25 protein-coding genes are annotated in these 26234 nt (G+C 62.9%); 10 read left to right on the top strand and 15 right to left on the bottom strand.

Annotated features, from left to right (window positions below):
• Positions 1–525 precede the first annotated feature (525 nt).
• Positions 526–1833, top strand: a complete 1308-nt coding sequence (locus tag AB7531_RS20485) for an MFS transporter (protein ID WP_063983023.1) — start codon at positions 526–528, stop codon at positions 1831–1833.
• A gap of 7 nt (positions 1834–1840) precedes the next feature.
• Here AB7531_RS20485 and AB7531_RS20480 read toward each other — a convergent pair whose 3' ends face one another.
• Together AB7531_RS20480 and AB7531_RS20475 are read right to left on the bottom strand one after the other, a co-directional pair.
• A complete protein-coding gene (locus AB7531_RS20480; RefSeq protein WP_166341989.1) occupies positions 1841–2479 on the bottom strand; it encodes an HD domain-containing protein in 639 nt (212 codons plus the stop codon).
• A gap of 50 nt (positions 2480–2529) precedes the next feature.
• Positions 2530–2991 carry a carboxymuconolactone decarboxylase family protein gene (locus AB7531_RS20475; RefSeq protein ID WP_063983021.1) on the bottom strand — a complete coding sequence of 154 codons (462 nt, stop codon included), beginning with the start codon at positions 2989–2991 and terminating at the stop codon, positions 2530–2532.
• Between the two features lie 109 nt (positions 2992–3100).
• Between AB7531_RS20475 and pdxR the strand changes: the two genes are divergently transcribed.
• Positions 3101–4510 (top strand): MocR-like pyridoxine biosynthesis transcription factor PdxR, encoded by a 1410-nt coding sequence (pdxR, locus tag AB7531_RS20470; protein ID WP_063983020.1) that lies wholly within the window; start codon positions 3101–3103, stop codon positions 4508–4510.
• 138 nt (positions 4511–4648) lie between these two features.
• Positions 4649–5920, top strand: coding sequence for a hypothetical protein (locus AB7531_RS20465; protein WP_441280045.1), 1272 nt, complete (start codon positions 4649–4651; stop codon positions 5918–5920).
• Between the two features lie 52 nt (positions 5921–5972).
• Here AB7531_RS20465 and AB7531_RS20460 read toward each other — a convergent pair whose 3' ends face one another.
• Positions 5973–7586 carry a winged helix-turn-helix domain-containing tetratricopeptide repeat protein gene (locus AB7531_RS20460; RefSeq protein WP_063983018.1) on the bottom strand — a complete coding sequence of 538 codons (1614 nt, stop codon included), beginning with the start codon at positions 7584–7586 and terminating at the stop codon, positions 5973–5975.
• 287 nt (positions 7587–7873) lie between these two features.
• On the opposite strand from AB7531_RS20460, the gene AB7531_RS20455 reads away from it, so the two are divergent.
• From AB7531_RS20455 to tnpC, 4 genes are all read left to right on the top strand, one after another.
• A complete protein-coding gene (locus AB7531_RS20455) occupies positions 7874–8875 on the top strand; it encodes a Bug family tripartite tricarboxylate transporter substrate binding protein (protein ID WP_231142082.1) in 1002 nt (333 codons plus the stop codon).
• 219 nt (positions 8876–9094) lie between these two features.
• Complete coding sequence (gene tnpA, locus AB7531_RS20450; protein ID WP_063980519.1) at positions 9095–9526, top strand: IS66-like element accessory protein TnpA; 432 nt, start codon at positions 9095–9097, stop codon at positions 9524–9526.
• Complete coding sequence (tnpB, locus tag AB7531_RS20445; protein WP_063980520.1) at positions 9523–9879, top strand: IS66 family insertion sequence element accessory protein TnpB; 357 nt, start codon at positions 9523–9525, stop codon at positions 9877–9879. The genes tnpA and tnpB overlap by 4 nt, the downstream gene beginning before the upstream one ends.
• 122 nt (positions 9880–10001) lie before the next feature.
• Positions 10002–11480 (top strand): IS66 family transposase, encoded by a 1479-nt coding sequence (gene tnpC / locus AB7531_RS20440; protein WP_063986009.1) that lies wholly within the window; start codon positions 10002–10004, stop codon positions 11478–11480.
• Positions 11481–11693: 213 nt separating this feature from the next.
• Here the strand turns inward: tnpC and AB7531_RS20435 are convergent, their stop codons facing one another.
• From AB7531_RS20435 to AB7531_RS20420, 4 genes are all read right to left on the bottom strand, one after another.
• Positions 11694–12287 carry a DUF6647 family protein gene (locus tag AB7531_RS20435; protein WP_084795118.1) on the bottom strand — a complete coding sequence of 198 codons (594 nt, stop codon included), beginning with the start codon at positions 12285–12287 and terminating at the stop codon, positions 11694–11696.
• 334 nt (positions 12288–12621) lie between these two features.
• A complete protein-coding gene (locus AB7531_RS20430) occupies positions 12622–13137 on the bottom strand; it encodes a hypothetical protein (protein WP_063983017.1) in 516 nt (171 codons plus the stop codon).
• Positions 13138–13198: 61 nt separating this feature from the next.
• Positions 13199–13660 (bottom strand): YybH family protein, encoded by a 462-nt coding sequence (locus tag AB7531_RS20425; protein ID WP_063983016.1) that lies wholly within the window; start codon positions 13658–13660, stop codon positions 13199–13201.
• Between the two features lie 193 nt (positions 13661–13853).
• Positions 13854–14597 (bottom strand): hypothetical protein, encoded by a 744-nt coding sequence (locus AB7531_RS20420; RefSeq protein WP_063983015.1) that lies wholly within the window; start codon positions 14595–14597, stop codon positions 13854–13856.
• 903 nt (positions 14598–15500) lie between these two features.
• Between AB7531_RS20420 and AB7531_RS20415 the strand changes: the two genes are divergently transcribed.
• Together AB7531_RS20415 and AB7531_RS20410 are read left to right on the top strand one after the other, a co-directional pair.
• Positions 15501–16934 (top strand): DUF1254 domain-containing protein, encoded by a 1434-nt coding sequence (locus AB7531_RS20415; RefSeq protein ID WP_063983014.1) that lies wholly within the window; start codon positions 15501–15503, stop codon positions 16932–16934.
• A gap of 206 nt (positions 16935–17140) precedes the next feature.
• On the top strand, positions 17141–17440 hold the full coding sequence (locus tag AB7531_RS20410; protein ID WP_063983013.1) for a hypothetical protein: 300 nt from the start codon (positions 17141–17143) through the stop codon (positions 17438–17440).
• 89 nt (positions 17441–17529) lie between these two features.
• Here AB7531_RS20410 and AB7531_RS20405 read toward each other — a convergent pair whose 3' ends face one another.
• Positions 17530–18303, bottom strand: a complete 774-nt coding sequence (locus AB7531_RS20405; RefSeq protein WP_063983012.1) for a helix-turn-helix transcriptional regulator — start codon at positions 18301–18303, stop codon at positions 17530–17532.
• A 109-nt stretch (positions 18304–18412) separates the two neighbouring features.
• Between AB7531_RS20405 and AB7531_RS20400 the strand changes: the two genes are divergently transcribed.
• On the top strand, positions 18413–19492 hold the full coding sequence (locus tag AB7531_RS20400) for an alcohol dehydrogenase catalytic domain-containing protein (RefSeq protein WP_063986334.1): 1080 nt from the start codon (positions 18413–18415) through the stop codon (positions 19490–19492).
• A gap of 130 nt (positions 19493–19622) precedes the next feature.
• Here the strand turns inward: AB7531_RS20400 and AB7531_RS20395 are convergent, their stop codons facing one another.
• The 7 genes from AB7531_RS20395 to AB7531_RS20365 form a co-directional block, all read right to left on the bottom strand.
• A complete protein-coding gene (locus AB7531_RS20395) occupies positions 19623–20327 on the bottom strand; it encodes an ABC transporter ATP-binding protein (protein ID WP_166096967.1) in 705 nt (234 codons plus the stop codon).
• A gap of 7 nt (positions 20328–20334) precedes the next feature.
• Positions 20335–21615, bottom strand: coding sequence for a lipoprotein-releasing ABC transporter permease subunit (locus AB7531_RS20390; RefSeq protein ID WP_014494909.1), 1281 nt, complete (start codon positions 21613–21615; stop codon positions 20335–20337).
• A gap of 73 nt (positions 21616–21688) precedes the next feature.
• Positions 21689–23008, bottom strand: a complete 1320-nt coding sequence (gene proS / locus AB7531_RS20385; protein ID WP_063983010.1) for a proline--tRNA ligase — start codon at positions 23006–23008, stop codon at positions 21689–21691.
• Positions 23009–23159: 151 nt separating this feature from the next.
• Complete coding sequence (locus tag AB7531_RS20380) at positions 23160–24722, bottom strand: copper resistance CopC/CopD family protein (protein ID WP_063983009.1); 1563 nt, start codon at positions 24720–24722, stop codon at positions 23160–23162.
• On the bottom strand, positions 24722–25240 hold the full coding sequence (locus tag AB7531_RS20375; RefSeq protein WP_063983008.1) for a YcnI family copper-binding membrane protein: 519 nt from the start codon (positions 25238–25240) through the stop codon (positions 24722–24724). The genes AB7531_RS20380 and AB7531_RS20375 overlap by 1 nt, the downstream gene beginning before the upstream one ends.
• Positions 25241–25261: 21 nt before the next feature.
• Entirely contained in the window at positions 25262–25696 is a 435-nt protein-coding gene (locus AB7531_RS20370; protein ID WP_063983007.1) for a hypothetical protein, read from the bottom strand.
• Positions 25696–26217: a copper chaperone PCu(A)C gene (locus tag AB7531_RS20365; protein ID WP_441280044.1), complete on the bottom strand. Its 522-nt coding sequence runs from the start codon at positions 26215–26217 to the stop codon at positions 25696–25698. Before AB7531_RS20365 ends, AB7531_RS20370 begins: the two co-directional genes overlap by 1 nt.
• Between the last annotated feature and the right edge of the window lie 17 nt (positions 26218–26234).

Below are 26234 nucleotides of genomic sequence, written 5' to 3'. Positions count from 1 at the left end.
CGGCGGAGAGTAAAAGGGCTTCTTCGGATTACCTCATCTTGGCGATCAGCGGCTCGCGCTGGAATAAGGCGCCCGATCAACGCACTCTACCTTTCGAATTCCTTTTGAATTCCTTATGAATTCCTTCTGAATTTCGACAGCATTCGCGAATTCCCACTTGCACCGGACCCCGAAGTGGAAGCCCTCGCGCCGGGCGCGATGGCAAAAGGTCGCGCCGACCGCCTCAACCGCCAATACGCTTTGCTGCAGATATGCAACTGTTTTGCCCTCAAGCGAGTCGACCCCGTCTGTAGAGCGGATAGCGAAAGTCGCGGGAAGGCCGAAGCGCACCGATGAAGCCACAGGCTGGTGCACGACGCGTCCGGATGGCGCCACACTTAAATCGGGACGCTGATATGCGGCATGCCTTGCATCGCGCCTCCGATGTTGACGCGGGCTGGCGCGGGTTTAAGTACGACGACAAATCTTGCAGGGGTGGCGACGTTCGCTGGGCTGATTCCCGTTTGCGCCACCAATGCAGGACACATGACGACCTCGCCTCACGCGACCTCGCCCCGCGCCTCAGCGCCCCCTCACCTCGCCATCGTCCTGTTCTCGCTCGCGATGGGCGGCTTTGCGATCGGAACCACCGAATTCGCATCGATGAGCTTGCTGCCGTTCTTCGCTGCCGACCTCGGGATCGACGAGCCGACCGCGGGGCACGCGATCAGTGCTTACGCGCTCGGCGTGGTGCTGGGCGCGCCGCTGATCGCCGTGCTTGGCGCGCGGTTCGCCCGGCGCACCCAGTTGCTGGCCCTGATGGCCGTGTTCGCGCTCGGCAACGCGCTCACCGCGCTCGCGCCGGGCTTCGGCTGGATGATCGCGGCTCGATTTCTGTCGGGATTGCCGCATGGCGCCTATTTCGGCATCGCCGCGCTGGTCGCGGCGTCGCTCGTTCCGCAACACCGCCGCTCACAGGCGATCGGCCAGGTGATGCTCGGCCTGACCTCTGCCACGATCATCGGCGTGCCCTTGGCCAATCTGATCGGCCAGGCGGTCGGCTGGCGCGCGAGTTTTGGCTTCGTGTCGGTGCTGGCGTTGATCACGGTCCTGCTGTGCGCGCTGTTCGCGCCGCGCGATGCGGCCGGCCGGTCCGACCCGCTGCGCGAGCTCGGTGCGCTCCGAAACGGCCGCATCTGGATCACGCTGGCGATCGGCGCCATCGGCTTTGGCGGCATGTTCGCCGTCTATACATATCTCGCGACGACGCTGATCGAGGTCACCAAGGTCAGCACCGCGGTCATCCCGTTCTTCCTCGCCGTGTTCGGCATCGGCGCCACGCTCGGCAATCTATTCGTGCCGCGCTTTGCCGACCGTGCCTTGATGCCGACGGCAGGCGTCATCCTGCTGTTCGCCGCGGTCGCGCTCCTGGTCTTTCCGCTCGCCGCGGGCAATCCCTGGCTGCTCGCGGCCGACGTCTTCGCGATCGGCGCGAGCGTCTCGCTCGGCGCCGTCCTGCAGACGCGGCTGATGGACGTCGCAGGAGACGCGCAGGCGCTCGCTGCTGCGCTCAACCATTCGGCGTTCAACACCGCCAATGCGCTCGGCCCGTTCCTGGGTGGCCTTGCCATACGCGAGGGGCTGGGCTGGACCTCCACCGGTCCCGTCGGAGCCGCGCTCGCACTTCTTGGCTTCCTGATCTGGATCGTCGCCGCGCGCGAGGCCCGAGCCGCGCCGGTCGAGGACGCCTCGAGCGACGCTGCCTTGCTGAAGGACGCTCCCGCGCGGCCGGCGCCACCGCTGGCGCCGGATGACCGAAGCCGTTCGGATGCCGTCAGGGATCCGGTGGCTTAGCGGCAGCTCAGCTTTGCCAGGGCGTGTTGCGGATGCGCGTACACACGTTCGGCTTGTGGAAGCTGGGATCGTGATCCTGGATATAGTCGAAATTGACGGTCCCGAATGTCGTCTGCGGCTTCTTCAGCGCTGAGCAGGTCTGCACCTTCAGAAACTCGTTCTTGAAATCGCCGCGCGGGAACGCAGCGATCACCTGATCGCGCTGCTCCGGCGTGTACTCGTCATATCCAACGGCCCCGACGTCCACCACAACTCCTGCCCTCGTGAGGGCGATTTCCGGTCTCATATATTCCGGAATACCGGGTGTGGTGTGCAGCGCAATCGCCTCCCAGACCAGATCGGCCTGCGGCTCGGCGATGCCGCGTGCCCGGAGAAAGTCCCGCGCGGCGTCGGCACCGTCGACCTCAAATCGCTTTGTTTCGGTGTGGTAGTGATCGACCAGGCCGAGGTCGTGAAACAGCGCCGCGACATAAAGCAACTCGGAATCGAATTTCAGCTTCTGACGCAGCCCCTTCATCGCGCCGAACACGTAGACGCGGACCGAATGGTTGAACAGCATCTCGTCTTCGTAGCTGCGCACCAGCTCGGCGGCCTCGCGCGCCAGCTTGCTGTCGGGAATTTTCACGCCGGAAATCACGCTCGTCATTTTCTAACTCCTGCCTTGCATTGACGTCGGCCGATGCCGTTCGTGGCCCGTCAGGCTGTCTTCTCGACGGCGGCCTGCGGCGTCTTACGGAAGCTGATCGCCATACGATTATACGTGTTCATCAGGCCGATCGCGATGGTGAGATCGACGAGCTCGCGCTCCTCGAAGACCCCGCGCGCGGCTTCATAGGCCTGATCCGGCACGCCGGTATCCGCAACGCGGGTCACCGTTTCGGCCCATGCGAGGGCGGCGCGCTCGCGCGCGTCGAACAGATTGCCGGCTTCCTCCCACGCCTGCAGCAGAGCGATCTTTTCGATCTTCACCCCGCTCTTGAGCAGATCGCGCATATGCATGTCGAGGCAGTAGGCGCAGTTGTTGATCTGGGATACGCGCAGATAGACGAGGTTGATCAGCGCCGCCGGAAGATTGCTCTGCATGATGTAGCCGTACACACCGCCCAAGGCTTTCACACCCGCCGGCGCGATACGGTCGTAGTCGAGACGCCTGGTCATTGTCCTGCTCCTTGATGATCGATGCCCGGCCCGTGTCTCTGCCATAAATGCCCCTGCCCTGGTCCACAAAAAAGGACCAAGAACGCACGAAAATCGTGTACCAAGGGGTATGACCAAACCGCTGCGGCTGGAACTGGATCGCTCTGCGAAGACGCCGCTGGCCGAGCAGATCCATGGGGGCATCAGGGCCGCCATCGCGAACGGCGTGCTCGCACCCGGAGCGCGCCTGCCCTCCTGGCAGGATCTGGCCGCCCAGCTTGGCGTCGCGCGGGGCACCGTGCGCGCGGCCTATGAAAAGCTGTCCTCCGCCCAATTGATCGTCGCGTCACGCGCGACCGGCACGCATGTAGCGGATCGGCCGTCCTTTCCCGTTCGCAAGGACAAGGCCCCGGCCCCCGGCTCGTTCATGGAGATGTACCAGGAGCTCACGGCGGGGCCGGCGATTTTCCAGATGGGCGTGCCTGCGCAAGAGACTTTTCCTGCGACGCTGCTCGCAAGGATGCGCGCGCAGGCGGTTCGCGTCGAAATGAGCGCGCCGCCGATCTATCCGGATCCGCGCGGCGAGCTCGACTTGCGACGCGAGATCGCAGCCTACCTTGCGCTGGCGCGCGGGATCGCGTGCACGCCGTCGCAGATCATCATCACCAGCGGTTTCAGCGGCGGCCTCGGATTGGCGCTCCGTGTCCTCGGCCTCGAGTCAAAGACGAAGGTCTGGATGGAGAATCCGGGCTTTCCCTTCACGCGGCACGGTCTCGCGCTTGCAAGACTGTCGATCGCGCCGATCCCGGTCGACGCTGACGGCATCGATGTTGATTACGGCCTGAAACATGCTCCCGACGCCGCGCTGGTTGTCGTGACGCCCGGACAGCAGGCGCCACTCGGATCCACATTGTCGCTGGCGAGGCGTTCGCGCCTGCTCGACTGGGCCGCCCGACGCAAGGCGTGGGTGATCGAGGATGACTATCTCAGCGAGCTTCAGCTCAAGGGCCGGGCCACGCCGGCGCTCGCCTCGCTCGATCGCGCGGGCCGCGTCATCCATATCGGCTCTTTCAGCAAGACCGTGACCCCTGCCCTGCGGCTCGGCTTTGTCGTTGCGCCGGCCGCTCTGGCGTCGCGATTTGCCGAAGCCGCGGCGTGCCTCGCGCCGGCGCCCGGGCCCGCAGTGCAGCTCGCCACCGCCGATTTCATGCGCGATGGCCATTATCTGCGGCATCTCCGGCGCACGAAGCGGGTCTACGCCGCGCAAGGCGATACATTGCTGAAACAGCTTCGGACACACACCGCCAACGTTGCGCTTGCCGGATTGGCAGCGGTCCTGCGGCTGCCGGATGGAGCGCCCGATCTCGCCATCGCCAGGGAAGCGGCATCGTTCGGACTGGCACCTACCCCGCTGTCGCTGTGGTATGCGTCCACGGCTTCGGCGCGCCCCGGCCTGTTGCTGGGTATCGCCACATCGCCGCAAAAGCGGATCGAGGCGTCCTGCGACAGGCTCTTCGAAATCATCGATCGTCTGACGTGACGAACGCTGTATTTCGAGAAAGCACGATGTGACGCCCGGCGCAATAAACGCGGGCCGGCATGCCACCGAAAGTTGTAGGCGCGCCGATGATCATGTAACGTCGACGTCTATCTTCACCGCGCGTGGCCCAATCGTTACATGCTTGCCCGTATTTTGTTTGTCGTGGCCGTGCTGCTTCCATGCGCGCTGCATGCCGAGGAAACGCCTGCAGAGAAAGTCGGATTTGCGCGCAGGCTGACGATCTATCTTGCCAAGGGGGCACCGGACGCGTGCGGGCCCGGCTGCGACCGCTGGATCGCCATCGAGGGCGAAATCGATGGGGACGCCGCACCGCGCATTCGCCGCTTCCTGGCCGGCGTCAAGGACACGCAGCGTCCGATCTACCTTCATTCGCCCGGCGGGAATGTGGAGCAGTCCTACGTCATCGGCCGGCTGCTGCGCAGTCGCAAGGCGGTCGCACGGGTCGGGCGGACGATCGCAACGGCGTGCGCCGCCGGCACACAGGTGGACGCCGCATGCCTGAAGACCAAGGCCGCCGGCGGCGAGGTCGAGGCGGAGCTCACGACCTACCATGCGATGTGCAACTCGGCCTGCGGTTATCTGTTTCTCGGCGCGACATCACGCGAGGTCGCTCCCGACGCCGCCCTGGCGGTCCATAACTCCAGGCTGGTCCTCGTCTTTCACGGGCATCCGGCGGCGCAGGCGGTCGCGGAATACAGGCAACGCCGGATCGCGAACGCCGACCGCGACCGCGCTGCGTTCATCGCGGCGATGGGGATCAGCCGCGGGCTCGACGATCTCATCCGGACCGTGAAGTTCGAAAACCTGCATATGCTGACGCGAGCCGAGCTCTATCGTTTCGGAATCGACACGCGACCGTTTGCCGAAGGGATGTGGACGCTGGAAAAGGCAACGCGGCCGTTCATCAGCAAGATCGCGGTGATGAAGAAGGAGAGCGGCTCCTCGTTCCGGACGATGGAATGGCGCATGTTTTGCGAAACCAGGAATCGCGTGCCGCTGCTGTTCGCGGGCGAGATGGACGAGGCGAGCGTCGGCAAAAGCACGATCATGATGACGGCGGACGCCGACAAGGACCAGGAGGCCGGAGGGTTTCCGGTGCGGGCCGCGAAGTACGAGATGTGGAGCGGCAGCATCGACCCTGACATGGTCAAGGCGATCATGGCGTCCCGCTCCCTCCATGTCCGGCGGACGACGCCGATGCCGGACGAAAAGGTGGACGTCGCGAAATTCGACATCGACCTGACGGGCCTGGCGTCGATGCGGACGCAGCTTGCGGCGGCGTGCTCGTCGGTTGACGCCAAGCCGAAAGGTCCCTGGCCGGCAAGCCCTTGGCCAGCAACTCCGCTGCCGAACGTCACCGCGCCGCCCTCGGCCGTGCCGTCGCCGTAAGCGCAGGAGCGCCCGATCCTTGTTGGGTCGCGCACCGGCGACCTCCTGCCGTTCATCCCTCCGGCACCCCGGCCATGCGCATGCCCTCATACACACGCTCGCGTCCGGCGAGATAAGCCGGATGGTCGTTCGTCACGCGGGCCCGGTAGCGGCGGAGAGTGAAGGTCGGATTGAGCACAAGACCCGCCTGCGCGGCGGCCCGCGCCTCGTCCGGTGAGCCGAGCAGCGACAGTGCAGCGGCGAGATAGTAATGCGGGAGGGGATGATTTCGGTTGGCCTCGATGCTCCGGCGCAGCCAGGCAACCGCTTCCACATCGGCGCCGAGAAACAATTTGGCGAGACCGACAAACATGAACCACCGGTAGGCGTAGGAATCGCGAGGAGAGAGGCGAAGCGCCTCGCGGATATGGGCCTCGGTCTCGCTACTGCGACCGAGAAAAAACTTGGCGAGACCGATGAAGGCATGAGCATCGGCCAAATTGTGATCCAGTGCCAACGCCCGCTCGCATTCAGCGATGGCTCGGGCCGGGTTGCTAAATGATTGGACCAGACCCAGGATGCTACGGGCCCGAGCATGGTTTGGCGCAAGGGACAGAGCCCTGGTTGAGGCTGCCTCGGCCGCCGCCAAGTGCGCTTTCCAGTCGTCGGTGACAAGATTGGCCCCAAGCGCCGCTTCAACCCGCGCCGAGCCGACCAGCGCCTCGATATTGTCGGGATCGAGTGCCAGGGCGCGGTGGAAAAAGGCCTGCGCTTGTGTCATGTATTGCGGGGTCGTCCCATTGTTCTCGTAAGCCCAGCCCTGGAAATACAGGTCCATTGCATCGGGATGGGTTGAACGTTCCGCTCGCCGCGCTTCAACCTGAATGAGCTGGGCATTTAGCGTGTTTGCGAGCCGCGATACGATCTCGTCCTGCATGTCGAACAGGTCGGCGACGGGTTTCTCAAACCGCTCGGCCCATAGGTGATTGCCGGTTTCGGCATCGATCAGCTGAACATTCACCCGAAGCCGATTGCCACCTCGCTGCACGGAACCTTCGAGCACATAGCGGACGTTCAACTCGCGTCCGACTTGCTTTACATCGACGGCTTTGCCTTTGAAGGTGAATGCGGTGTTACGCGCGATCACGAATGAGCCACTGATGCGCGAAAGGTCCGTGGTCAGGCTGTCGGTCACGCCATCAACGAAATAGTCCTGCTCGGGATCGCCTCCGAAGTTCGCGAACGGCAGTACGACGATGGAAAGGCGTGGCGCAGGAATCGACATCGCAACTGTCGCGGCATCGGACCGATCTGGATCAGCGGTACCCTGAAACTGTTCACCAGAATCGGCTGTGGGCGCCGCGTCTGCGGGCCTCTGCACTTCCTGCACCGTTCCAACGAAACGGAAGCCCTTGCGCTGCAGGGTTTTGATGAGACGCTGTTTTTCGCCGGAATCGCCAATCACACTCCGAGCGACGTTCAGCCGCGTCGTCAGTGCTGCATCGGACACGACACGGCCGTTCCAGATGGTCTTGATGAGGTCGTCCTTGCTTACGACCCGTTCCCTGTTGCGGATCAGGTAGTCGAGCAGGTCGAACACCTGCGGCGCAACCGAGACCACGTGCGCCCCGCGGTAAAGCTCGCGAAGGTCGGTGTCGAATGCGTACTCGTCGAAGAGATACCGCAAGCTGGCAATTCCCTGGGTGGCTTTCCCCCGTCGGTCTCTCGCGCCGGTTGCAGCGCAAGAATAAGCCGGCGGTGAAGAGAATGTAAGCAGAATGTCAAGAGCGCCCGCCCATGGCCTGCTACCATCCTCGGGACGGCACAATTTGCTCAGGAAGCAATCCATGAGCACGACCAACGGCTTGCCGTACCGCGCAGCAGTGCCCCGAGCAGCGGCTCAGGATTCAACGTAGGGCCGTCCGCTTGAAGGACTGGCAGCAACGCCACGACGCGCGTCCTCGGAATACAAACATGATGGAGACCGTGATGGCATTGAAGATCACGCGCCGCGCCTTCATCGCAACCGGCGCAGCCACCATCGCTTTGTCGTATCATGACAGAGGGTGGACGCAGACCTGGCCCTCCCGGCCGATCAAGATTGTTTGCGCCTATCCCGCCGGCGGACTTGCGGACACCCTCGCGCGCGTCTACGGCGAATACCTCTCCCAGAAGCTCGGCCAGCCGGTGATCGTTGAGAATAAGGCGGGTGCCAGCGGTTCGATCGCTGCAGCAGCCGTGAAGCAATCGCCACCGGACGGTTACACGTTACTCCTCGCCATCACCGCAACTCTGGTGCAAAGCCGCGTGCTATTTAAGACTTTGCCATACGACGCCGACAAGGACTTCGCGCTCATTTCCAGCATGTCGGCAGGATATCTGCCATTGGTCGCCTATAAGGCGACCAACGCCACCAATTTAAAGGAGTTCGTCGAATACGCCCGCAGGAACGTGACCAACGTCGGGACCTTCGGCGCAGGCTCCTACCCTCATATCGTCGTTGCAGAGCTCAACAAGCAGTACGGGCTGCAGATGAAAGCCGTGCACTACCGCGGCGAAGCGCCGATGTGGCAGGACCTCGCGGCCGGCGTGCTCCAGGCGGCGATGGGGAGTTACGCCAATGCCGTCAACGCGCTGGAATCCGGAGTTGGGAGGGCAATCGCCGTGCAGACGAGGACGCGGAGCAGAAAGCTTCCCGACGTTCCCACATTCTTCGAGCAGGGTGCCGAATCCGAGCTCTTTGCTATGACCGGTTACGTCTTTCTTGCCGGTCCCATCGGCATGCCGCAGGACATCGTGGAGCGTGTTTCCGGCCTGATGGTAGAAGCCGGCAAGACCGACAAGATACAGAAGCTGCTCGCCTCGTACGGCATCGATGAGTCCGCTCAAGGACATGTCGCGTTCAGAAAGCTGTACGACAGCGAAACGCCTCCTTTGTTGGCTGCCGTGAAGGCATTGGGGCTGACGCCTGAATAGCGTGCGGATGCCGGCGCCCGTCCGCCTTGCAGATCGCCGCGGGCCACGAGCGGACCTGTGCGCCACCGGCTGAATGGATGAACCCGTCACCTCAAGAGAACTCAGGGAACAAGCACCGCTGGCATTAGTCCTGTCGTAAGCGTCGTTCCGCTCCCACCTTTTCGGGGCAGATGGGATAGGCGAGTTTCACGATCTCTTTGAAGGGATCGGTTTGTGTCTATGTTTGACCATACGCTTAAGTCGGATGTAACGGCGCGCCGGCTGGAAGTGATCACGGAGACGGGACGACGTCGTTGGTTCTCCAAGGACGACAAGGCCCGGATTGTCGAGGAGACGCTGGTACCAGGCGCGGTCGTTTCCGAGATTGCCCGGCGACACGGGCTGACCCCACAACAAGTGTTCACTTGGCGCCGGCAAGCGCGCCGGCAGCCGGCGCCGATGGCTAACGATCCGCAGTTTGTACCTGCGGTGGTAGACGCCATGGCGCCGGTCGCGGTTGCGGGCCGTGAGCGCAAGACAGCGCGACGGAAGGCCAAGCCGGATGTTGGGGGCATCGAGATCGAAGCCGAAGGCGTCACTATCCGGGTCGGCCAAGGCGCGGACGTGGCGATGATTGCGGCCATCGTCCATGCGTTGAAGGCAAGCCGGTGATCGGCCCGTCCGGCACTGTCCGGGTGATGGTGGCAACCAAGCCAGTCGACTTCCGCAAGGGAATGGAAGGGCTTGCTATGTTGGTACGCGAGCACATGAAGGCCGATCCGTTCTCGGGTGCTGTTTATGTCTTCCGTGCCAAGCGCGCGGACCGGATCAAGCTGATCTTCTGGGATGGTACGGGTTTGTGCCTGTTCGCCAAGCGGCTCGAGGAAGGCGTCTTCCGCTGGCCGAAGATCGAGGATGGCGTGATGCGTTTGTCAGCGGCAGAATTGTCGGCGCTGCTCGAAGGGCTCGATTGGCGGCGTGTCCACGCGGCACGGGAGACGGTCGTCCCGACGCAAGCCGGATAATTGTGGGCCGCGCTGCGGCGAAGTGAATCAGAGGCATCGAGTACGTCGTCAGGCGGGCGCGAATATGCTCTGATTTGCCCGTGAGCGATAACCTTCCTGATGATCCCGAGACGCTGAAGGCGATGCTGCTTGCCGAGCGGCACGAGAGCGAGCGGCTGCGCCAGATCATCAAGGAATTGCAGCGTCATCGCTTTGGCCGGAGGGCGGAGTCGCTTCCTGAGGAACAGATGCTGCTGGGCCTCGAGGACGTCGAGCAGGTCGCGGCCTCTGCCGAGGCCGGTCAGGACGAGACCGCCCCGGAAGGTCGGGCGGAACGGGCGCGCAAGCGCCGCGTCAACCGCGGGGCACTGCCGGCGCATCTGCCGCGGATCGAGGTCGTCGTCGACATCGACGACAAGACCTGCCCCTGCTGCCAGGGCGAACTGCATCGGATCGGTGAAGACAAGAGCGAGCGGCTGGACATGGTGCCGGCGCAGTTCCGCGTTGTCGTTACCCGGCGTCCCAAATACGCCTGTCGTGCCTGCGAGGATGGTGTCGTGCAGGCCGAGGCTCCGGCCCGGCTGATCGAGGGCGGCCTGCCGACCGAGGCCACGGTCGCCCAGGTTCTGGTGTCCAAATATGCCGATCATCTGCCGCTCTACCGGCAGGCCCAGATCTATGCCCGCCAGGGCATCGCTCTCGATCGATCGACGCTGGCGGACTGGGTTGGGCATGCCGCCTTCCACCTGCGCTCGCTGCATGAGCGCCTTCTCACGATGCTTCGAGCGAGGTCCAAGCTGTTCGCCGACGAGACGACGGTGCCGGTGCTCGATCCCGGTCGAGGGCGCACCAAGACCGGCCAGCTCTGGGCCTATGCCGCCGACGACAGGCCCTGGGGCGGCCTCGATCCGCCCGGCATCGCCTATGTCTATGCACCCGACCGCAAGGCCGAGCGGTTGTTCAGCCATCTTGCCGGCTACAAGGGCGTCCTGCAGGTCGATGGCTACACCGCCTATCCAAAGCTTGCCGAGCGCGGCGAGGTCGAGCTCGCCTTCTGCTGGGTGCACATGCGGCGCAACTTCTACGAACTCGCGACGGCGGGCCCCGCGCCGATCGCAAGCGAGGCGCTGAAGCACATTGCCGCATTCTACGCGATCGAGAAGGAGATCCGCGGCCGCAGCCCGGAGGAGCGCCGTCTCGTGCGTCAGCAGAAAAGCCGACCGCTGGCCGATGCCTTCGAGGCTTGGCTACGCGCCAAGCTGGCTCTCATCAGCCAGAAGATCAAGCTCGCCGCCGCCATCCGCTACGCTCTCTCGCGCTGGCAGGGGCTGACGCGCTTCATCGATGACGGTCGCATCGAGCTCGACAACAATACGGTCGAACGATCGATCCGCGGCATCAAGCTCAGTCGCAAGAACGCGCTGTTTGCCGGATCCGACGGTGGTGCCGAACACTGGGCGGTCGTCGCGTCCCTGGTCGAGACCTGCAAGCTCAACGACGTCGATCCGCTTGCCTATCTCACCGACGTCCTGACCAGGATCGTCAGTGGTCATCCGAACCGCGACATCGACCAGCTATTGCCTTGGGCCTACCGCACTCAGTTCCTCAAAGCCGTGGCCTGATAACGACGCTTACGTCCTGTCGGCAGCGGTACAAACTGATTCTGCTGCCCCCGAGCCATCGCCAGGATCGCCAATGCAATTGCGAGGACCGCCAGGAGTCTGGCCATCAATCAAATCCGCTGAAGATCTTGTTGGTACGTACGAGATGAGCTTGGCTTTGCGCTCCTTTGGAAAGGCAATCGTTCGACAGCGACTTGGATCGACCGGTCACACTCAATACATGCATGCTGAAGTAATCAGCACCGTGAACATGTCGACGTCGAACTCGTTCTCCAGGCTAAGCCCGAACCGCTCCAGCCATTTATCCTGAGCCAGGTAGGCCAACTTCTCTCGCGCCTGTGGGCAGACAAATTTGAGCCCTCCAACATTCTGAAGGTGATGGACCATTTCGTGTACCAGGACCGATTGGTCGGTTGGCGAAGTGCCGCCCCAATCATCAGGAAGCAGGATCGTTCTCGTCTCGTTGTCGTAAAGTGCAACGACCTCGCGCTGAGCTAGTTGCCCATCGCTTTCCATGAAGCCTTGCGAAGAAGTACGGTCCCTTGCACGCAACCTCGCAAGCTCCATCTTCGACGCAAATTCAACGACGGGACGCTGCTTGATGGCAGGCAGGTCGAAATTCGATGAGAGCCAAGTCACAATGTCATCCAACAGGGCTTCCGCAAGTTGAGCTGCATCAGAATGCAACGAAACCGAACGCGACTCGGCGGACGCGCCGCGCTCCAAAGCATATTCGCAATCGGCTTTAGAGGATGTGGCTAACGTTAGGGAGGCTATCGCCGCGACCAAGAGGAATTGCTTGAACATGACCCTCTCCTCAGAGGCTGTTCGAAAAACACTCTTCAGAAAATCAGTCGGCAGTAGAATGGCTGGAACATAGCACTTGCCTGGCGACGTCGTTGTGAACCCATTCACACCCAAAGAACTCACAACGCCGCCGGTCACCGAACATGCTGGCGAGCGGCGTACCTCGTACTTCACCGGGACACCGGCCGGCCGTTCAGCAGACGACGGAACCACGTCGCTAGTGCGTGACATCGGACATGAGCGCCAGGGCAAACCGTTCAGAAGACGTTGCTGCCTTGGCATCCCGAACTGCAGCAATCAAGGCCGTACGCCCGCTGGAATTCGGCGGACGAGCCTAGTTCGTCTTGACGAACTTGTACGTCCCCTTCTTGTGGCCAATGACCTGACTGATGCCATCGAAGTTGCTCTTGAGAGGGTCGATGGTGACGACGAGCGCGGCCTGGAGACCTTCGAATTTGCCGGTCCCACCCGTTATGTTGCAATTGTTGGGGGATGCGGGCATCCAGTCGCATTGCTCGAACAACTGGTCGCCGTCCTTGTCGACGTAAGTACAGAACCCGTGAATTTCGGCGGTCTTCGCAGACGGATCCGTCAGGCGGCTGAGCTGACAACGTCCACCCATGTTGTTGAGTACAGGATTTCCCGCCTCGTTTGAGGCTGCCATGGCTTGGTTCATGACAGCAAATTCTCTGCCGCCGCCGATCGCCATCGGCTTGGGAGCAGGAATCGGCGTCGCGGTGAATATGACCGAGACGGGGCCCTCCGGCGGCATGCTCTGAGCCTGGACACTCGTCGTTGCCAGCACTGATGCGACTGAAAGCAACGCGAGGTTTGCGTGCAAATTGGCCATCGTTGGCTCCCTTTGATGTGGTGCAGAGAACGATTGCGGGCAGAGAAGGCTATGCCTTGAGTTACTTTGCGGCCTGCTGCGGCTGGGGCGGCGGCGGTTTGGGGACCGACGTGAGCATGCGAATCTTCCATTGCCCGTCCTCACGAACATCGAGAGCGGTCCAAACAACGGTGAAGTCTATGGGAGCGCCTGTCTCGCTGTTGCCGGTAACGCGAGATTCGCCGGTGACCAGAGCCATGCTTTCTGACAATGACTGAACCTCGATCGTCTTGACCTCGAGGCGACTGACTCCCGCCTTGAAAGCGTTCTCATAGTATCTGGCATTGTCCACGACGCCGTCTTCCGTCACACGCATATAGTTCTTGGTGTAAAGCGAAGTAATCCCGGCAGCGTCCTTGTTGCTGAAGTACTGCTCGTATGCTGAACCTATCTTTCCAAGTTCTTCCTTGAGATTTTGATCTGACGCAGTCGCAGGAATTGCCGATAGTAACAGTGAGATGCATACAGCTCCGAATCCGCGCATGATGTCACTCCCTACTGTTGACGCCGCTCCAGACGAGACTTGAGACGAGGCTTGCCTCCATCCCCGTGAACTCCCGACGCCGCTGCATTTGAGCCGGCAGCCTCGTTGTTCTCCATGGACAGGAAATCTCCCTTGATCTGACGCAAGGAATTTTCTCCGCAGTCAGCGCTGCTCGAAACTTGGTTGTTCGTCTTCATGGTGGCAGCAGAGCGGCCGCGATTCCGCCGCTAAGGTCAGGCGGCCGCACGAAAAGAAAACGGGAGGTCGCCGGTATTTCAGCGTCATCTCGGCCGTCCTGGCCGATCAGGATCAATCCGGCTCCGCCATTTGCCACGTTGAGAACCACGGGCTCTCCGCTCCACGTCTTGATCGGCTGCATTCCCACGATGAGGAATTCGCCCATGGGCTGATCAAGATATTGAAGGCGCAATTGCGGACCGACCTCCGCTGCAGCAAGTTCAAAGCCGAGTTGTCGGGCCCGCGCGTAAATGACGGCCAGAGGCACGCTATCGGTTTTGAAGCCGAGCTGGACCGCGGATACCGCCAAAAGCTCCACGTCCATCTTGTTAGAACTGACGGTAAATGCCGGTCGAGCGAGAACTTCCGCGGCCAACCCGCCGATATTGCAACCCACGGCATCCAATGCATTGCGCAACGCGAAGGAGTTGCCAAAAGTGCCGACCGCAATCGTCTTCCAAGTCGGAACGTCGCGGGCGGACCCGATGAGTTTTTGCGGCAAATCAACTGCACGAACTTTGCCGAGTTTCAGTTGATTCTGTAACACGTCGCGCGCCGAGCATTGTCCCCACGCCCTGGGCGCGAACTGAAACAAGGAAGCGGCACAGAGCAATGCAACCATCAAGCAATGGCTGCCCCACCTCGCGTTCAGATGGTGATGTGGTGCGGCGCGATCCGCGTGGCTTGTCAGAATGCACATGTCGAAGATCGACTTGCTGCAAAGTTCAACTGAAAAAAGCCCGCCTCCGAGTCAATGGGAAGAACGGAGGCCAATGAAAAACATCGTCCGACCGCACTCAAAAGGGGGGCCGGAGGCGGGACACGATTGGCTCAACTATTCCAACTTCAAATAAACGGGCGGCGGTCCGTAAGCCCGATCGCCCGCCGCATCAAACCGAAACGGAATGACGTGCTCAAACGTAGCACCACGAGTCCCTCGGTACAATCAGCAACTCCGCCCACCAGCGTGCATTGCGATCACTCGATCGCGCTTCGCCGCGAACACCACTCTGAGGCCGCAGTCGTTTGTCATAGGTCACAAGCCGCGACTGTTCGCCGCAAGCTCATCGGCGACAATCGCGCGATCGCGCCATCGCGCGTCCGTCGGCCGCGCCCTCGCCCGCATCGCCACTCCGTATTTCACCGGGCAACGTGACGATCCCTGTGCCTATCACAATCGACCGCGCGCAGACGCCGGAGTATTCATCGAGCTATTCTCGGCAGATGGGCTCACATCGTCAGCGTCCGACCTCAAGACGATGAATCATCGGATGAAGAGCTGCTCCATTTCGAGCACACGAGGTTGCAATCCAATGACGATCCGGCGCTGAAGCTCGTCATCTAAACGCCGGTCTCGGGCGTCGGCTCAAGATCGCCTGGCGTCCGCTTTTGAGGGCCAAGCGGAGCGCAGCGATCCGTCAGAGCAACGCCGCTCGTGACCCGTCGGCGGACGTCCCTTGATCTAGATCAACCAGAACGCGGGGCTTCGCCGCTTAGCTGGCTCATCCTCCTTTGCCTGAGTTGGAAGGAGATAGGAAAACACCCGCAGTGGGGCACTACATCGCCCCACTCGGCCAATGCAGCGAATTTCAGGAGTACCCTTATGCAAAAGCATCTGTTGTCGCTTGCTGCGATCCTGTCGGGTTTGAGTCTCATCGTATCGACATCGACCCCGAGCGCCGCTCAATCGATTTCTGCGGAAGAGGCACAAGCGATCGCTGCAGAGGCGTATGTTTACTTCTATCCGCTTGTGACGATGGACCTGACGCGCAAGCAGCTCATCAATTCCGATCCCAAAACTGCGGCAATAGGCGGCCCTCCCAACACGTTCGACAATATCCAGGCCTACCCGACCGCAGACATGAAGGCGGTGGTGCGGCCCAATTTCGACACGCTGTATTCGAGCGCCTGGCTCGACCTGACCCGCGAACCCATGGTCGTTTCGGTTCCTGATACCAGTGGCCGCTACTACCTGCTGCCGATGCTCGACATGTGGACCGATGTGTTCGCGTCGCCGGGATGGCGTACGACAGGCACCAAGGCAGCGAATTTCCTGGTCGTGCCGCCGGGCTGGAACGGAAACGTGCCGGCGGGCTTCGCGCGTATCGACGCGCCGACGCCTTATGTCTGGATCATCGGCCGCACCAAGACCGATGGTCCTGCCGACTATGCTGCGGTTCACGAGGTACAGAAGGGGTACAAGATCACACCGCTATCTGGATGGGGTAAGCCCCCGGTCGCCGTGACACAGACCATCGATCCCAACGTTGACGTCAAGACGCCGCCGAAGCTGCAAGTCGACACGATGGCAGGCGATAAGTTTTTTGCCTATGCGGCGGAGCTATCCAAGGTCCACCCGCCACACATCACAGATGAGCCGATCATCGCGCGCATGGCGCGGATAGGTCTCGAACCGGGCAAGAACTTCGATATGACCAAAGCCGATGCCACGGTACGGAAAGCTATCGAGGATGCGCCGGCTCAGGCGCAAAAACTGATGGCATGGAAAATCCCAACGCTGGCGCGCGTCGCAAATCACTGGTCCATGAACACGGACACGATGGGCGTTTACGGGAACTACTACTTGAAGCGCGCGATCGTCGCGCAGCTCGGACTCGGCGCTAATCTGCCGGAGGACGCGATCTACCCGAACAGTGTTGGCGATGAAAACGGCAAGCCGCTCGACGGCGCAAACAAATACATCGTCCGCTTTGCCAAGGACGCGGTGCCGCCGGTCGAGGCATTCTGGTCAATCACCCTGTATGACGATGAAGGCTTCCAGGTTGCCAATCCACTCAATCGCTTTGCGGTGAGCAGCTGGATGCCGTTCAAGCGCGACGCCGACGGATCGCTCACGCTCTACGTCCAGAATGACAATCCGGGCGGCGATCGCGAAGCCAACTGGCTGCCCGCGCCCAAAAGCCCGTTCAACCTCACCATGCGTCTTTATGCGCCAAAGTCGGAGGCGTTGACCGGCGTGTGGAATCCACCCGCCATCAAGCGGGTCGATAGTGAAACCGTTGGCCGGCAGCAATGACAATGCCAAGGGAGCCCGGCTGGGCAAGGCACGCGCGGCGCATTTAAAGCGCCCGAGAAGGGGCAGAGTTGATTCCGCTCGCGAAGCCTGAACCAGGATCACGCCGCCGAAGACGAACCTTCATCGAGATCGAACGGGAGGTTCGCTCCTCAAACGTCGCTCGATACATGCCTCTTGGACAGTTTACACAGCTATGGAGGTAGCCCATGCCGATCGTTCAATTTACTCGCTTCAAAACCGACAAGGTCGAGGAAACGGTCCAGATCATCCGGCAGGCGAAGAAAATCTTTGAAAAACACGGTGCCGAGTTTCTTCGGCTCTCCCGTTTCCACACCGGTCACTGGGCAGGAGAGTTGCTGGTTACGACGCGCTACTCCAATTGGGAAGTCTACGGCAAGGTGCAGGAGGCCGTGGCAAAGGACCCGGAGTTCGCGCAGCTGCAGGCTGATGGAATGAAGATTGCCGAACTACAGGGCCGCAACATCGCCGTCAGCATCGATCTCTAGCCGGGGCGCGCCCCGCAAACCACAATAAGCGCGGAGGCCGCCGGACATATGCCGGTGGCCTTCCCGATCTGATGACTGCGTTCTACGCCCTAGACCGACGTGTAGATCACGAGCTTCAGCGCGGGATCGTCGTTGGCCTGAAAACTCGTGTGCTCGAAATGCAGCACGCCCATAGTTGGATGAGACATCGTCTTGAGGCCCGAGGCGGTGCTGCGGATTTCGTGGGCTTCCCACCATTTGACGAATTCCGGGCTGCCCTGCCGCAGCCGCGTCAGCAACTCCGCGAACGCGGGATCCCCGGCCCAGACGTCGTGGGTGGCGCGAAACATCGCGACCATGCGCTTGGCGACCTCCGCCCAGCCCGCGCCGTAAGCCTTACGCGTCTGCTTGTTGGTCATCATCAGGAGCATCGTGTTGCGATCCTCCTCCGGCAACCGGCCGAACGCAAAAACCTGCTCGGCGGCTTCGTTCCAGGCCAGCACGTCCCAGCGCCGCCCGGTGATATAGGCCGGATGCGGCAGGCTCTCGATCAGCCGCAGGATCGGCGGCGGCACGATCTCGCGCGTGAAGGCCCGCTTGTCGCCGTCGCGCGCCAGCGCCTTGAGATGCGCATGCTCGGTCTTGCTCAGCCGCAGCGCACGGGCGAGCGCATCGACGGTGGTGACCGACGGGCTGACGGTGCGGCCCTGCTCGAGACGGATGTACCAGTCGACACCGATGCCGGCGAGCTGGGCGACCTCCTCGCGGCGCAGGCCCGCGGTGCGCCGGCGGCTGCCCGCGGGAAGACCGACCGTCTTCGGCGTCAGCTTTTCGCGGCGGGACCGCAGGAAGTCGCCGAATTCGATGCGGCGCGGGTCGCCCATGATGTTGCGCTCCGATGGAGGGCCTTCGTAATACTAGGATAATACCAGGCCTTCCTCGCCTTTCCAAAGCGGCGCATATGCCCTTTCACCCGACTTTGAGGTGAACATCATGAAAGCTGCCGTACTCAAATCCTTCGGATCGCCGCTGGTGATCGAGAATGTGCCGGAGCCGGTGCTCGGCACCGGCGAGGTCATCGTCGACGTCGTCGCCACGCGCGTCCTGTCCTACATGAACGAGGTCTTCAGCGGCGAACGAAACTACGCGCTCGACCTGCCGATCATCCCGGGTCCCGGCGGCATCGGCCGGGTGCGCGCGACCGGCCCCGACGCGACCAAGCTCGCCGTTGGCGACTGGGTGTTCTGCGACCCGACGGTGCGTTCGCGCGATGACATCGTGGCGCCCGATATCGCCCTGCAAGGGCTCACGGCCGCCGGCCCCGGCGGTATGCGCCTGCAACGGCATTTTCGCCACGGCTCCTATGCCGAGCGGATGCGCGTGCCTACCGAGAATGTGAAGCGGCTTGGCGCGATCACGTCCGCGGAAGCCTCGCAATGGTGTGCGCTGGGCACGCTGCTGGTGCCCTATGGCGGCTTCCTCGCCGCCGACCTTCAACCCGGCGAGACCGTGCTGGTGAGTGGCGCCACCGGCAATTTCGGCAGCGCGGCCGTCTCGGTCGCGCTCGCGATGGGCGCGGCCTGCGTGGTCGCGCCCGGTCGCAACGACAGGATTTTGACCGACCTCGTCCGCCGCTTCGGCGATCGGGTGAAGCCGGTGAAACTCACCGGCAACGCGAGCGACGACTGCGAAAGCATGAAGCGCGCCGCACCCGGGCCGATCGACTGCGTGTTCGACATCATGCCCCCCTCGGTCAGCACGACCGTCGTACGCGCGGCGATCATGACGGTGCGCGCTTACGGCCGCGTCGTGCTGATGGGCGGCGTCGGCATGGCGGGCGGCGCGGGCCTTGATCTGCCGTACCCCTGGATCATGCGCAACTGCATCAGCATCCACGGCGTCTGGATGTATCCGCCGGATGCGGCGAGCCGCCTGATCGCGCTGGTGCGCGCGGGATTGTTGCGGCTCGACGAATACGCGACGACGGATTTCGACCTTGACCACGTCAACGAGGCGGTGGAACACGCCGCAGCGAATGGCGGGCCGTTCAGATTGACGGTGATCAGGCCATAACGGCCCCGCCGCTGCGGCGATGCGCCGTCGCAGCCGATAGGCCCGACATGCCAAATGGTCGGAAGGCGTCACCCCGATCGTAGCCGGCCAAGGCCGGCTACTGTGCATGGGGTTGTTTTCGCAATTTTTATTATTCGAGCTCGATGACCTGGCCGTTCGACAGCGACACGCGCCGGTCCATGCGGCCGGCCAGCTCCATGTTGTGGGTCGCGATCAGCATGGAGACCTTGGTCGCCTTGACCAGCTGCATCAGGGCCTGGAAGACGTGATCGGCCGTGTGCGGATCGAGGTTGCCGGTCGGCTCGTCCGCGAACAGCACGCGCGGCGCGTTGGCGACCGCGCGCGCAATCGCGACGCGCTGCTGCTCACCGCCCGACAGTTCCGCGGGCCGATGGGTGATGCGGTCGCCGAGGCCGAGATAGCCAAGGATCTCCTTGGCGCGCTTGACGCTCTCCGACTTCTTCAGGCCGCGGATCATCTGCGGCATCATCACGTTCTCGAGCGCCGAAAACTCCGGCAGCAGCCGGTGCGACTGGTAGACGAAGCCGATATCGGTGCGGCGGAGCTGGGTACGCTCGATGTCGGGCAGCTGCGAGGTCGGCGCGCCGTTGACGTAGACCTCGCCGGAATCGGGCGCTTCAAGCAGCCCTGCGATGTGCAGCAACGTCGATTTGCCCGAGCCCGACGGTGCGACCAGCGCGACCGATTGCCCGGCCCACAGCGCGAGCTTGGCGTTGTCGAGGATCGTCAGCGGCACCTCGCCCTGCAAGTACTGCCGCTTTATCTCATGGAGATAAATGACCGGTACATCTTCCGCCCCCTGCTGGCTCTCCATCAGCCCCTCACTCGTACCGCAGCGCTTCGACGGGATCGAGGCGCGCGGCACGCCACGACGGGTACAGCGTCGCAAGGAACGACAGCGTCAGCGCCATGATGACGACCGCCGTGGTCTCGCCGACGTCGATCTCGGCGGGCAGTTTCGACAGGAAGTAGAGCTCCGGCGAGAACAGCTCGGTGCTGGTCAGCCAGGACAGGAATTGCCTGATGGACTCGATGTTGAGGCAGATCACGAGGCCGACGAAAAAGCCGACCAGCGTCCCGACCACGCCGATCGAGGCGCCCGTGATCAGGAAGACGCGCATGATCGAGCCTTGCGAGGCGCCCATCGTGCGCAGGATCGCGATGTCGCTGCCCTTGTCCTTCACCAGCATGATCAAGCCGGAGACGATGTTGAGTGCGGCGACCAGCACGATCATGGTCAGGATCAGGAACATCACGTTGCGCTCGACCTGGAGCGCGTTGAAGAAGGTCGAGTTGCGCTGCCGCCAGTCGACCAGGAAGACCGGCCGGCCCGCGGCCTCCGTCACCGCCTTGCGGAAGGCGTCGATCTTGTCGGGGTTGGTGGTGAACACCTCGATCGAGGTGACGTCGTTGCTGCGGTTGAAATAGGCCTGAGCTTCGGCCAACGGCATGAACACGAAGCCGAGATCGTATTCGGACATGCCGATCTCGAACACCGCCACGATCTTGTAGGGCTTGATGCGCGGCGTCGTGCCCATCGGGGTGACTGCGCCCTTCGGCGCCACCAACGTCACGCTGTCACCGGCATGCAACGACAGCTGGTCGGCGAGGCGGCGGCCGATCGCGACCCCCTGCCCGTCGTCAAAGCCCTCGAGCGAGCCCTGCTTGATGTTCTTGGCGATCGAGGTGAGGTTGTTGAGGTCATCGGAGCGGATGCCGCGCACCAGGACGCCCGAGGCGTTCCACGGCGAGGACGCCAGCGCCTGGCCGTCGACCACGGGCGCTGCGAGCCGGATGCCCTGGACCTGGCTGAGGCGGTCGGCGACGTCCTTCCAATCGGTCAGCGGCGATTCCAGCGGCTGCACCAGGATGTGGCCGTTGAGGCCCAAAATCTTGTCGAGCAGCTCTTTGCGGAAGCCGTTCATGACAGCCATGACGATGATCAGCGTCGCCACGCCGAGCATGATGCCGAGGAAGGAGAACCCGGCGATGACCGAGATGAATCCCTCCTTGCGGCGCGCCCGCAGATAGCGCGCCGACAGCATCCACTCGAATGGCGCAAAAGGCGCGGTTTGCTTGGTCTCGGTCATGGTCTCATCCATCGCTCGATAATCCCATGATTCGGGGTCAATTGTGGCCGGATTGGCGGCCGCGATATCGCGCGATGAACAATATTCAGCCGACCAGCCGGGCGACCGCGTCCGCAGGCGACATCGTCTCGCGGGAGCCGTCACTGCGCTTCTTGATCTCGATCTTGCCCTCGGCGAGCCCCTTCGGCCCGATCATGATCTGCCAGGGGATGCCGATCAGGTCGGCCGCGGCAAACTTGGCGCCGGCGCGCTGGTCGGTGTCGTCGTAGAGCACGTCAACGCCCTTGGCGGTGAGCTCGGCGTAGAGCTTCTCGCAGGCCGCATCGACCGCGGCATCGCCCTGCTTGAGGTTGAGAATCGACACGCGGAACGGGGCCACCGCCTCCGGCCATTTGATGCCGGCATCGTCATGGCAGGCCTCGATGATGGCGCCCAGCAGGCGCGAGACGCCGACGCCGTAGGAGCCGCCATGGATCGGCACATCGACACCGTCGGGGCCCGCAACCAGTGCCTTCATCGCATCGGAATACTTCGTGCCGAAATAGAAGATCTGCCCGACCTCGATGCCGCGGGTGTTCACCCGCTTGTCCGCAGGCACTTCCTGCTCGAAGCGCGCGGCGTCGTGCACGTCTTCCGTCGCCGCATAGACCGAGGTCCATTGCTTGATGATCGGCGTCAGGTCGCTGTCATAGTCGACGTCCTCGCCCGGCACCGGCAGGTCCAGCACGTCGCGATTGATGAAAACGCCGGATTCGCCAGTCTCCGCAAGCACGATGAACTCGTGGCTGAGATCGCCGCCGATCGGGCCGGTCTCGGCGCGCATCGGGATCGCCTTCAGCCCCATCCGCGCGAAGGTGCGCAGATAGGCGACGAACATCTTGTTGTAGGCGACGCGCGCTGCGGCCTCGTTGAGGTCGAAGGAATAGGCGTCCTTCATCAGGAACTCGCGGCCACGCATCACGCCAAAACGCGGACGCTGCTCGTCGCGGAATTTCCATTGGATATGATAGAGGTTGAGCGGCAGGTTCTTGTAGGACTTGACGTAGGCGCGGAAGATCTCGGTGATCATTTCCTCGTTGGTCGGCCCATACAGCAGCTCGCGCTTGTGGCGGTCGGCGATGCGCAGCATTTCCGGGCCATAGGCGTCGTAACGGCCGCTCTCGCGCCAGAGGTCGGCCAGCTGGAGCGTCGGCATCAAGAGTTCCAGTGCGCCGGAGCGGTCCTGCTCCTCGCGCACGATCTGCTCGATCTTCTTCAGCACGCGGAAGCCGAGCGGCAGCCAGGCATAGATGCCGGCCGCCTCCTGCCTGATCATGCCGGCGCGCAGCATCAGCCGATGCGAGACGATCTCCGCCTCTTTCGGATTTTCCTTCAGGATGGGCAGAAAGAATCGCGACAACCGCATGGTAATACTCTGAGAATCAGTGATCGCCTGCAGTGAAAGCGGATTGGGAGCGAAAACACAAGACCGGGAATGAGGAAAAGCCGCTAAGGCGGCGAAATTCCTGTCATTTTTCCGTTGCCTTCAGGTTCAGCATGAACTGCACCGGCGCGCTTTAAGGTAGCCCCACATCGAGCTCGTCCTCCAGCGTGACCTTCTCGAAATCGGTCACCAGCGCGTCGATCCGCACATGCCAGCGGCCGGCGAAGGGAAGCTCGACCTTGCGCACATGCCAGTAGCCGTCCGGCTCGAGCGAGGCGCCCCGCTCCATCGGCTCGATGCCGCGCTCCGGCAGGCTCAGGGTCAGCGTCACCTCCTTCGCGATCAGCGGCGTGGCCTCGCCGGTCATGAGCTGAAGCACGAAATCGTCGACGCCGGGTTTCCCAGGAGACACCAGAACCTGGAACATCGCCTTGTCGCTGTGGATGTGGATCGCCAAAGGCGTCTCGGGAATGATCGTCCGCGGCGGCGGGGAGAAGCGCCAGCCGGCGACGACGGCAAGGATGGCGAGTGCGATCGCGCCTTCCAGCAGGATCGAGCGCTTGAGCGCGGGCGTCCCATTCCCGTCCCGGGCCAGGGCCGGTGTCAGCCTGAACCGATTGAGCGCGGCGAGCGCCAGCAATCCCGTGACCAATGCAAGCTTGATCGAGAGGATGAGTCCGTAGCGGGTCTCGACCAGCGCGACCGGCTTTTCGAGCTGAACGATCGCGAGTGCGAGGCCGGTCAAGGCCAGCACGCCGACCGCCAGCGCAGCGATGCGGGAAAAGCGGTTCACGACGGGAAGCGTCGCAGTCGTCGGACTCGACACCAGCGCGACCAGCGGCGCGAGAGCACCGATCCAGATGGTGACGCCGAGGCCGTGGAGAAAGATCGCCGGCCGGGTCAACGCCTCCGGCGGGGCCGTTGCGGCGTGCCCGGTCATGGCAAGCGACAGGCCGACGCCGACGAGCGCGATGATCGCAAGAGCGCGCGCGTACCATGCGCTGCGCAGCGCCATCAACGCGAACAGCATCGCAGCAATCGCAACCAGCAGCGCGGGACCGGCGCTGGTCGCGAACGCGACTTTCCAGGGGGCGGCCGTCGCGAGAGCCGCTGGCGGCAGCCCGAGAAGATCCAGGCCTAACACCCCGAGAGAGACAGCGGCGCTCGGAATGCCGATGGCGAGCGCGACGCGTGGCACGGTCATGCCCGTCGTCGACCACGCAACCCAGCGCGCAAAGAACACGCCTCCGACACCGACGAACAGCCCGAGATAAAGACCAACCCGCGCCAACCAGATCAGCACGTTCAACCCGCGATCGGCATTGGCGGGAGGTTGCGTCCCCGTCGGCATGCCGATCGAGAAGATCACCGATCCCGCGACGGGATGGCCGTCCTGCGAGATCACGCGATAGCTGACGACCGCAGTGCCCTGCGGCAGGTCGGGCGGCATCGCGACCGAGATCGTTTCGCCCGACGCGCTGACGCGCGCATCGTCCCGCGCCCTGCCCGCGCCGTCGATCAATTGGATTGCGCCTGGCGTCACCGCCTCGTTGAAGCGCAACTCCACCGCCTTCGGCGCGCTCGCAAGCATGCTGCCGCTCGCCGGCTCGACCGCGACGAGCGCTGCATGCGCAGACGCGCCGGTCGTGAAGCCGACAACGCAGAGGAGCGTCGCGAGCGCGGCGAGCAGGCGCATCAGGGCTTTGGCAGGAGCTTCACGCCCGGTGCCGGCGATTTGCCCTCGTGCGAATGCCCTTCCCGGTCCGCCGGGATCTCGATCCAGCGGCTGACGCCAGTCTCACACTCTTGGACGACAGGGAAATACAGCGTCGTGTTCGGCTTCAGACTGTTGGTCAGGAAGCTGCTGATGACGAACTCGTCGTAATTGTGATCCGGCAGCTTGCCGCCGGACCAGGCCACCTCCCTGACGCCGGAGGCAAGCTTGTTGCCGTGATAGTCGTATTCATTGGCGTACTTGCCTTCGACGACATCGACGCTCCAGCCCGCCTTTGGCATCGGCTTCACCGCAATCACGCCTTCCGGAATCTGCACCCTGATCTTCACCGTGGGCGAACCCGCGCAGCCGTGCGGCACGGCGAAGACGGCCTTATAGTAGGAACCAACCGTCGCCTGCTTGGTCTCGAGCGTGATATGCGCCGATGCAGGCGACGCGGCCAGCGCGGCGATCAGGAACAGGCAGGATTTCTTCGACATGTTAGTGCCCCTTCGACATCGTCATTTAATCAGGATCGGCGATTCCACGCTGACATGATTGGCCTCGGAGATCGAAATTCCGAGGCCTAGCATCCAGCGGCCGGGCGTCAATTGCGCGACCTTCACGTGCCAGCTGTCCTCGCCGTCGCGCGAAGCCTCGACCGGCGCGAGCTTCCGCCCGGACTGCGTGTCCACGAGCGTCACCGACACGGCTCTCGCCGCGAGCGGCGTCTCGTCCGTGGTTTCGAGCTGGATGGCGATCTCGACCGGGCCGGCGCGCCCCGGCGAGACCGTGACGTTGGCCATCGCCTTCTCGGTGTGCAGGTGCGTGAAGAAGCTGTCGTCGTCCGTCGCCGCCGCAAGCGGTGTCGCGGCAACCGACAGCAAGGCAGCCATCGCGAGCGCAAGGCCCGCGAAATTTCGAGGCGAGGTCATCGGAGACTTGATCTGTTTCATCACATCTTCATTCCCGAATGATCCGGCATTTTCTTCATCATGTGCCCGCCGTCGCCGGGCGCCTGCGCACCGACGCCCTGGACGTCGAGGGAGACGGCGACCTTGCCGGCCTTCTCGAACTCCAGCGTCACCGGTACCTTGTCACCCTGCTTGAACGGCCCCTTCAGCTCCTGGAGCATCAGATGATTGCCGCCGGGCGCGAGCTTCACCGTCTTGCCGGCATCGATCACGAGCCCCTTGTCGAGCGGACGCATCTTCATCACACCGTTGTCCATCGCCATCTCATGGACCTCGGTCTTCCCCGCGATGTCGGCGGAAACGCTGACCAGCCTGTCCGCCGTTGTCCCCTTGTTCCCGATGGTGAGATAGCCGCCGGCGACCTTGGCGCCGCCCGGCGTCGCCCGGCTCCAGGCCTGCGAGATGACGAGATCGCCGGCCTTGACGTCCTCGGCCGCCGCTGGTGCTGCGCAGAGCGCGAGAGCAAACGCTGCGAGCAGCACATCTTTCAACATGGTCTTCATATCGATATTCCCGTTTG

The sequence above is a fragment of the Bradyrhizobium sp. 63_E2_N1_3 genome (genome assembly GCF_052076005.1).
In the GTDB taxonomy this organism is placed as follows: Bacteria; Pseudomonadota; Alphaproteobacteria; order Rhizobiales; family Xanthobacteraceae; genus Bradyrhizobium; species Bradyrhizobium barranii.
This window is presented reverse-complemented; position numbering and strand designations above follow the sequence as displayed.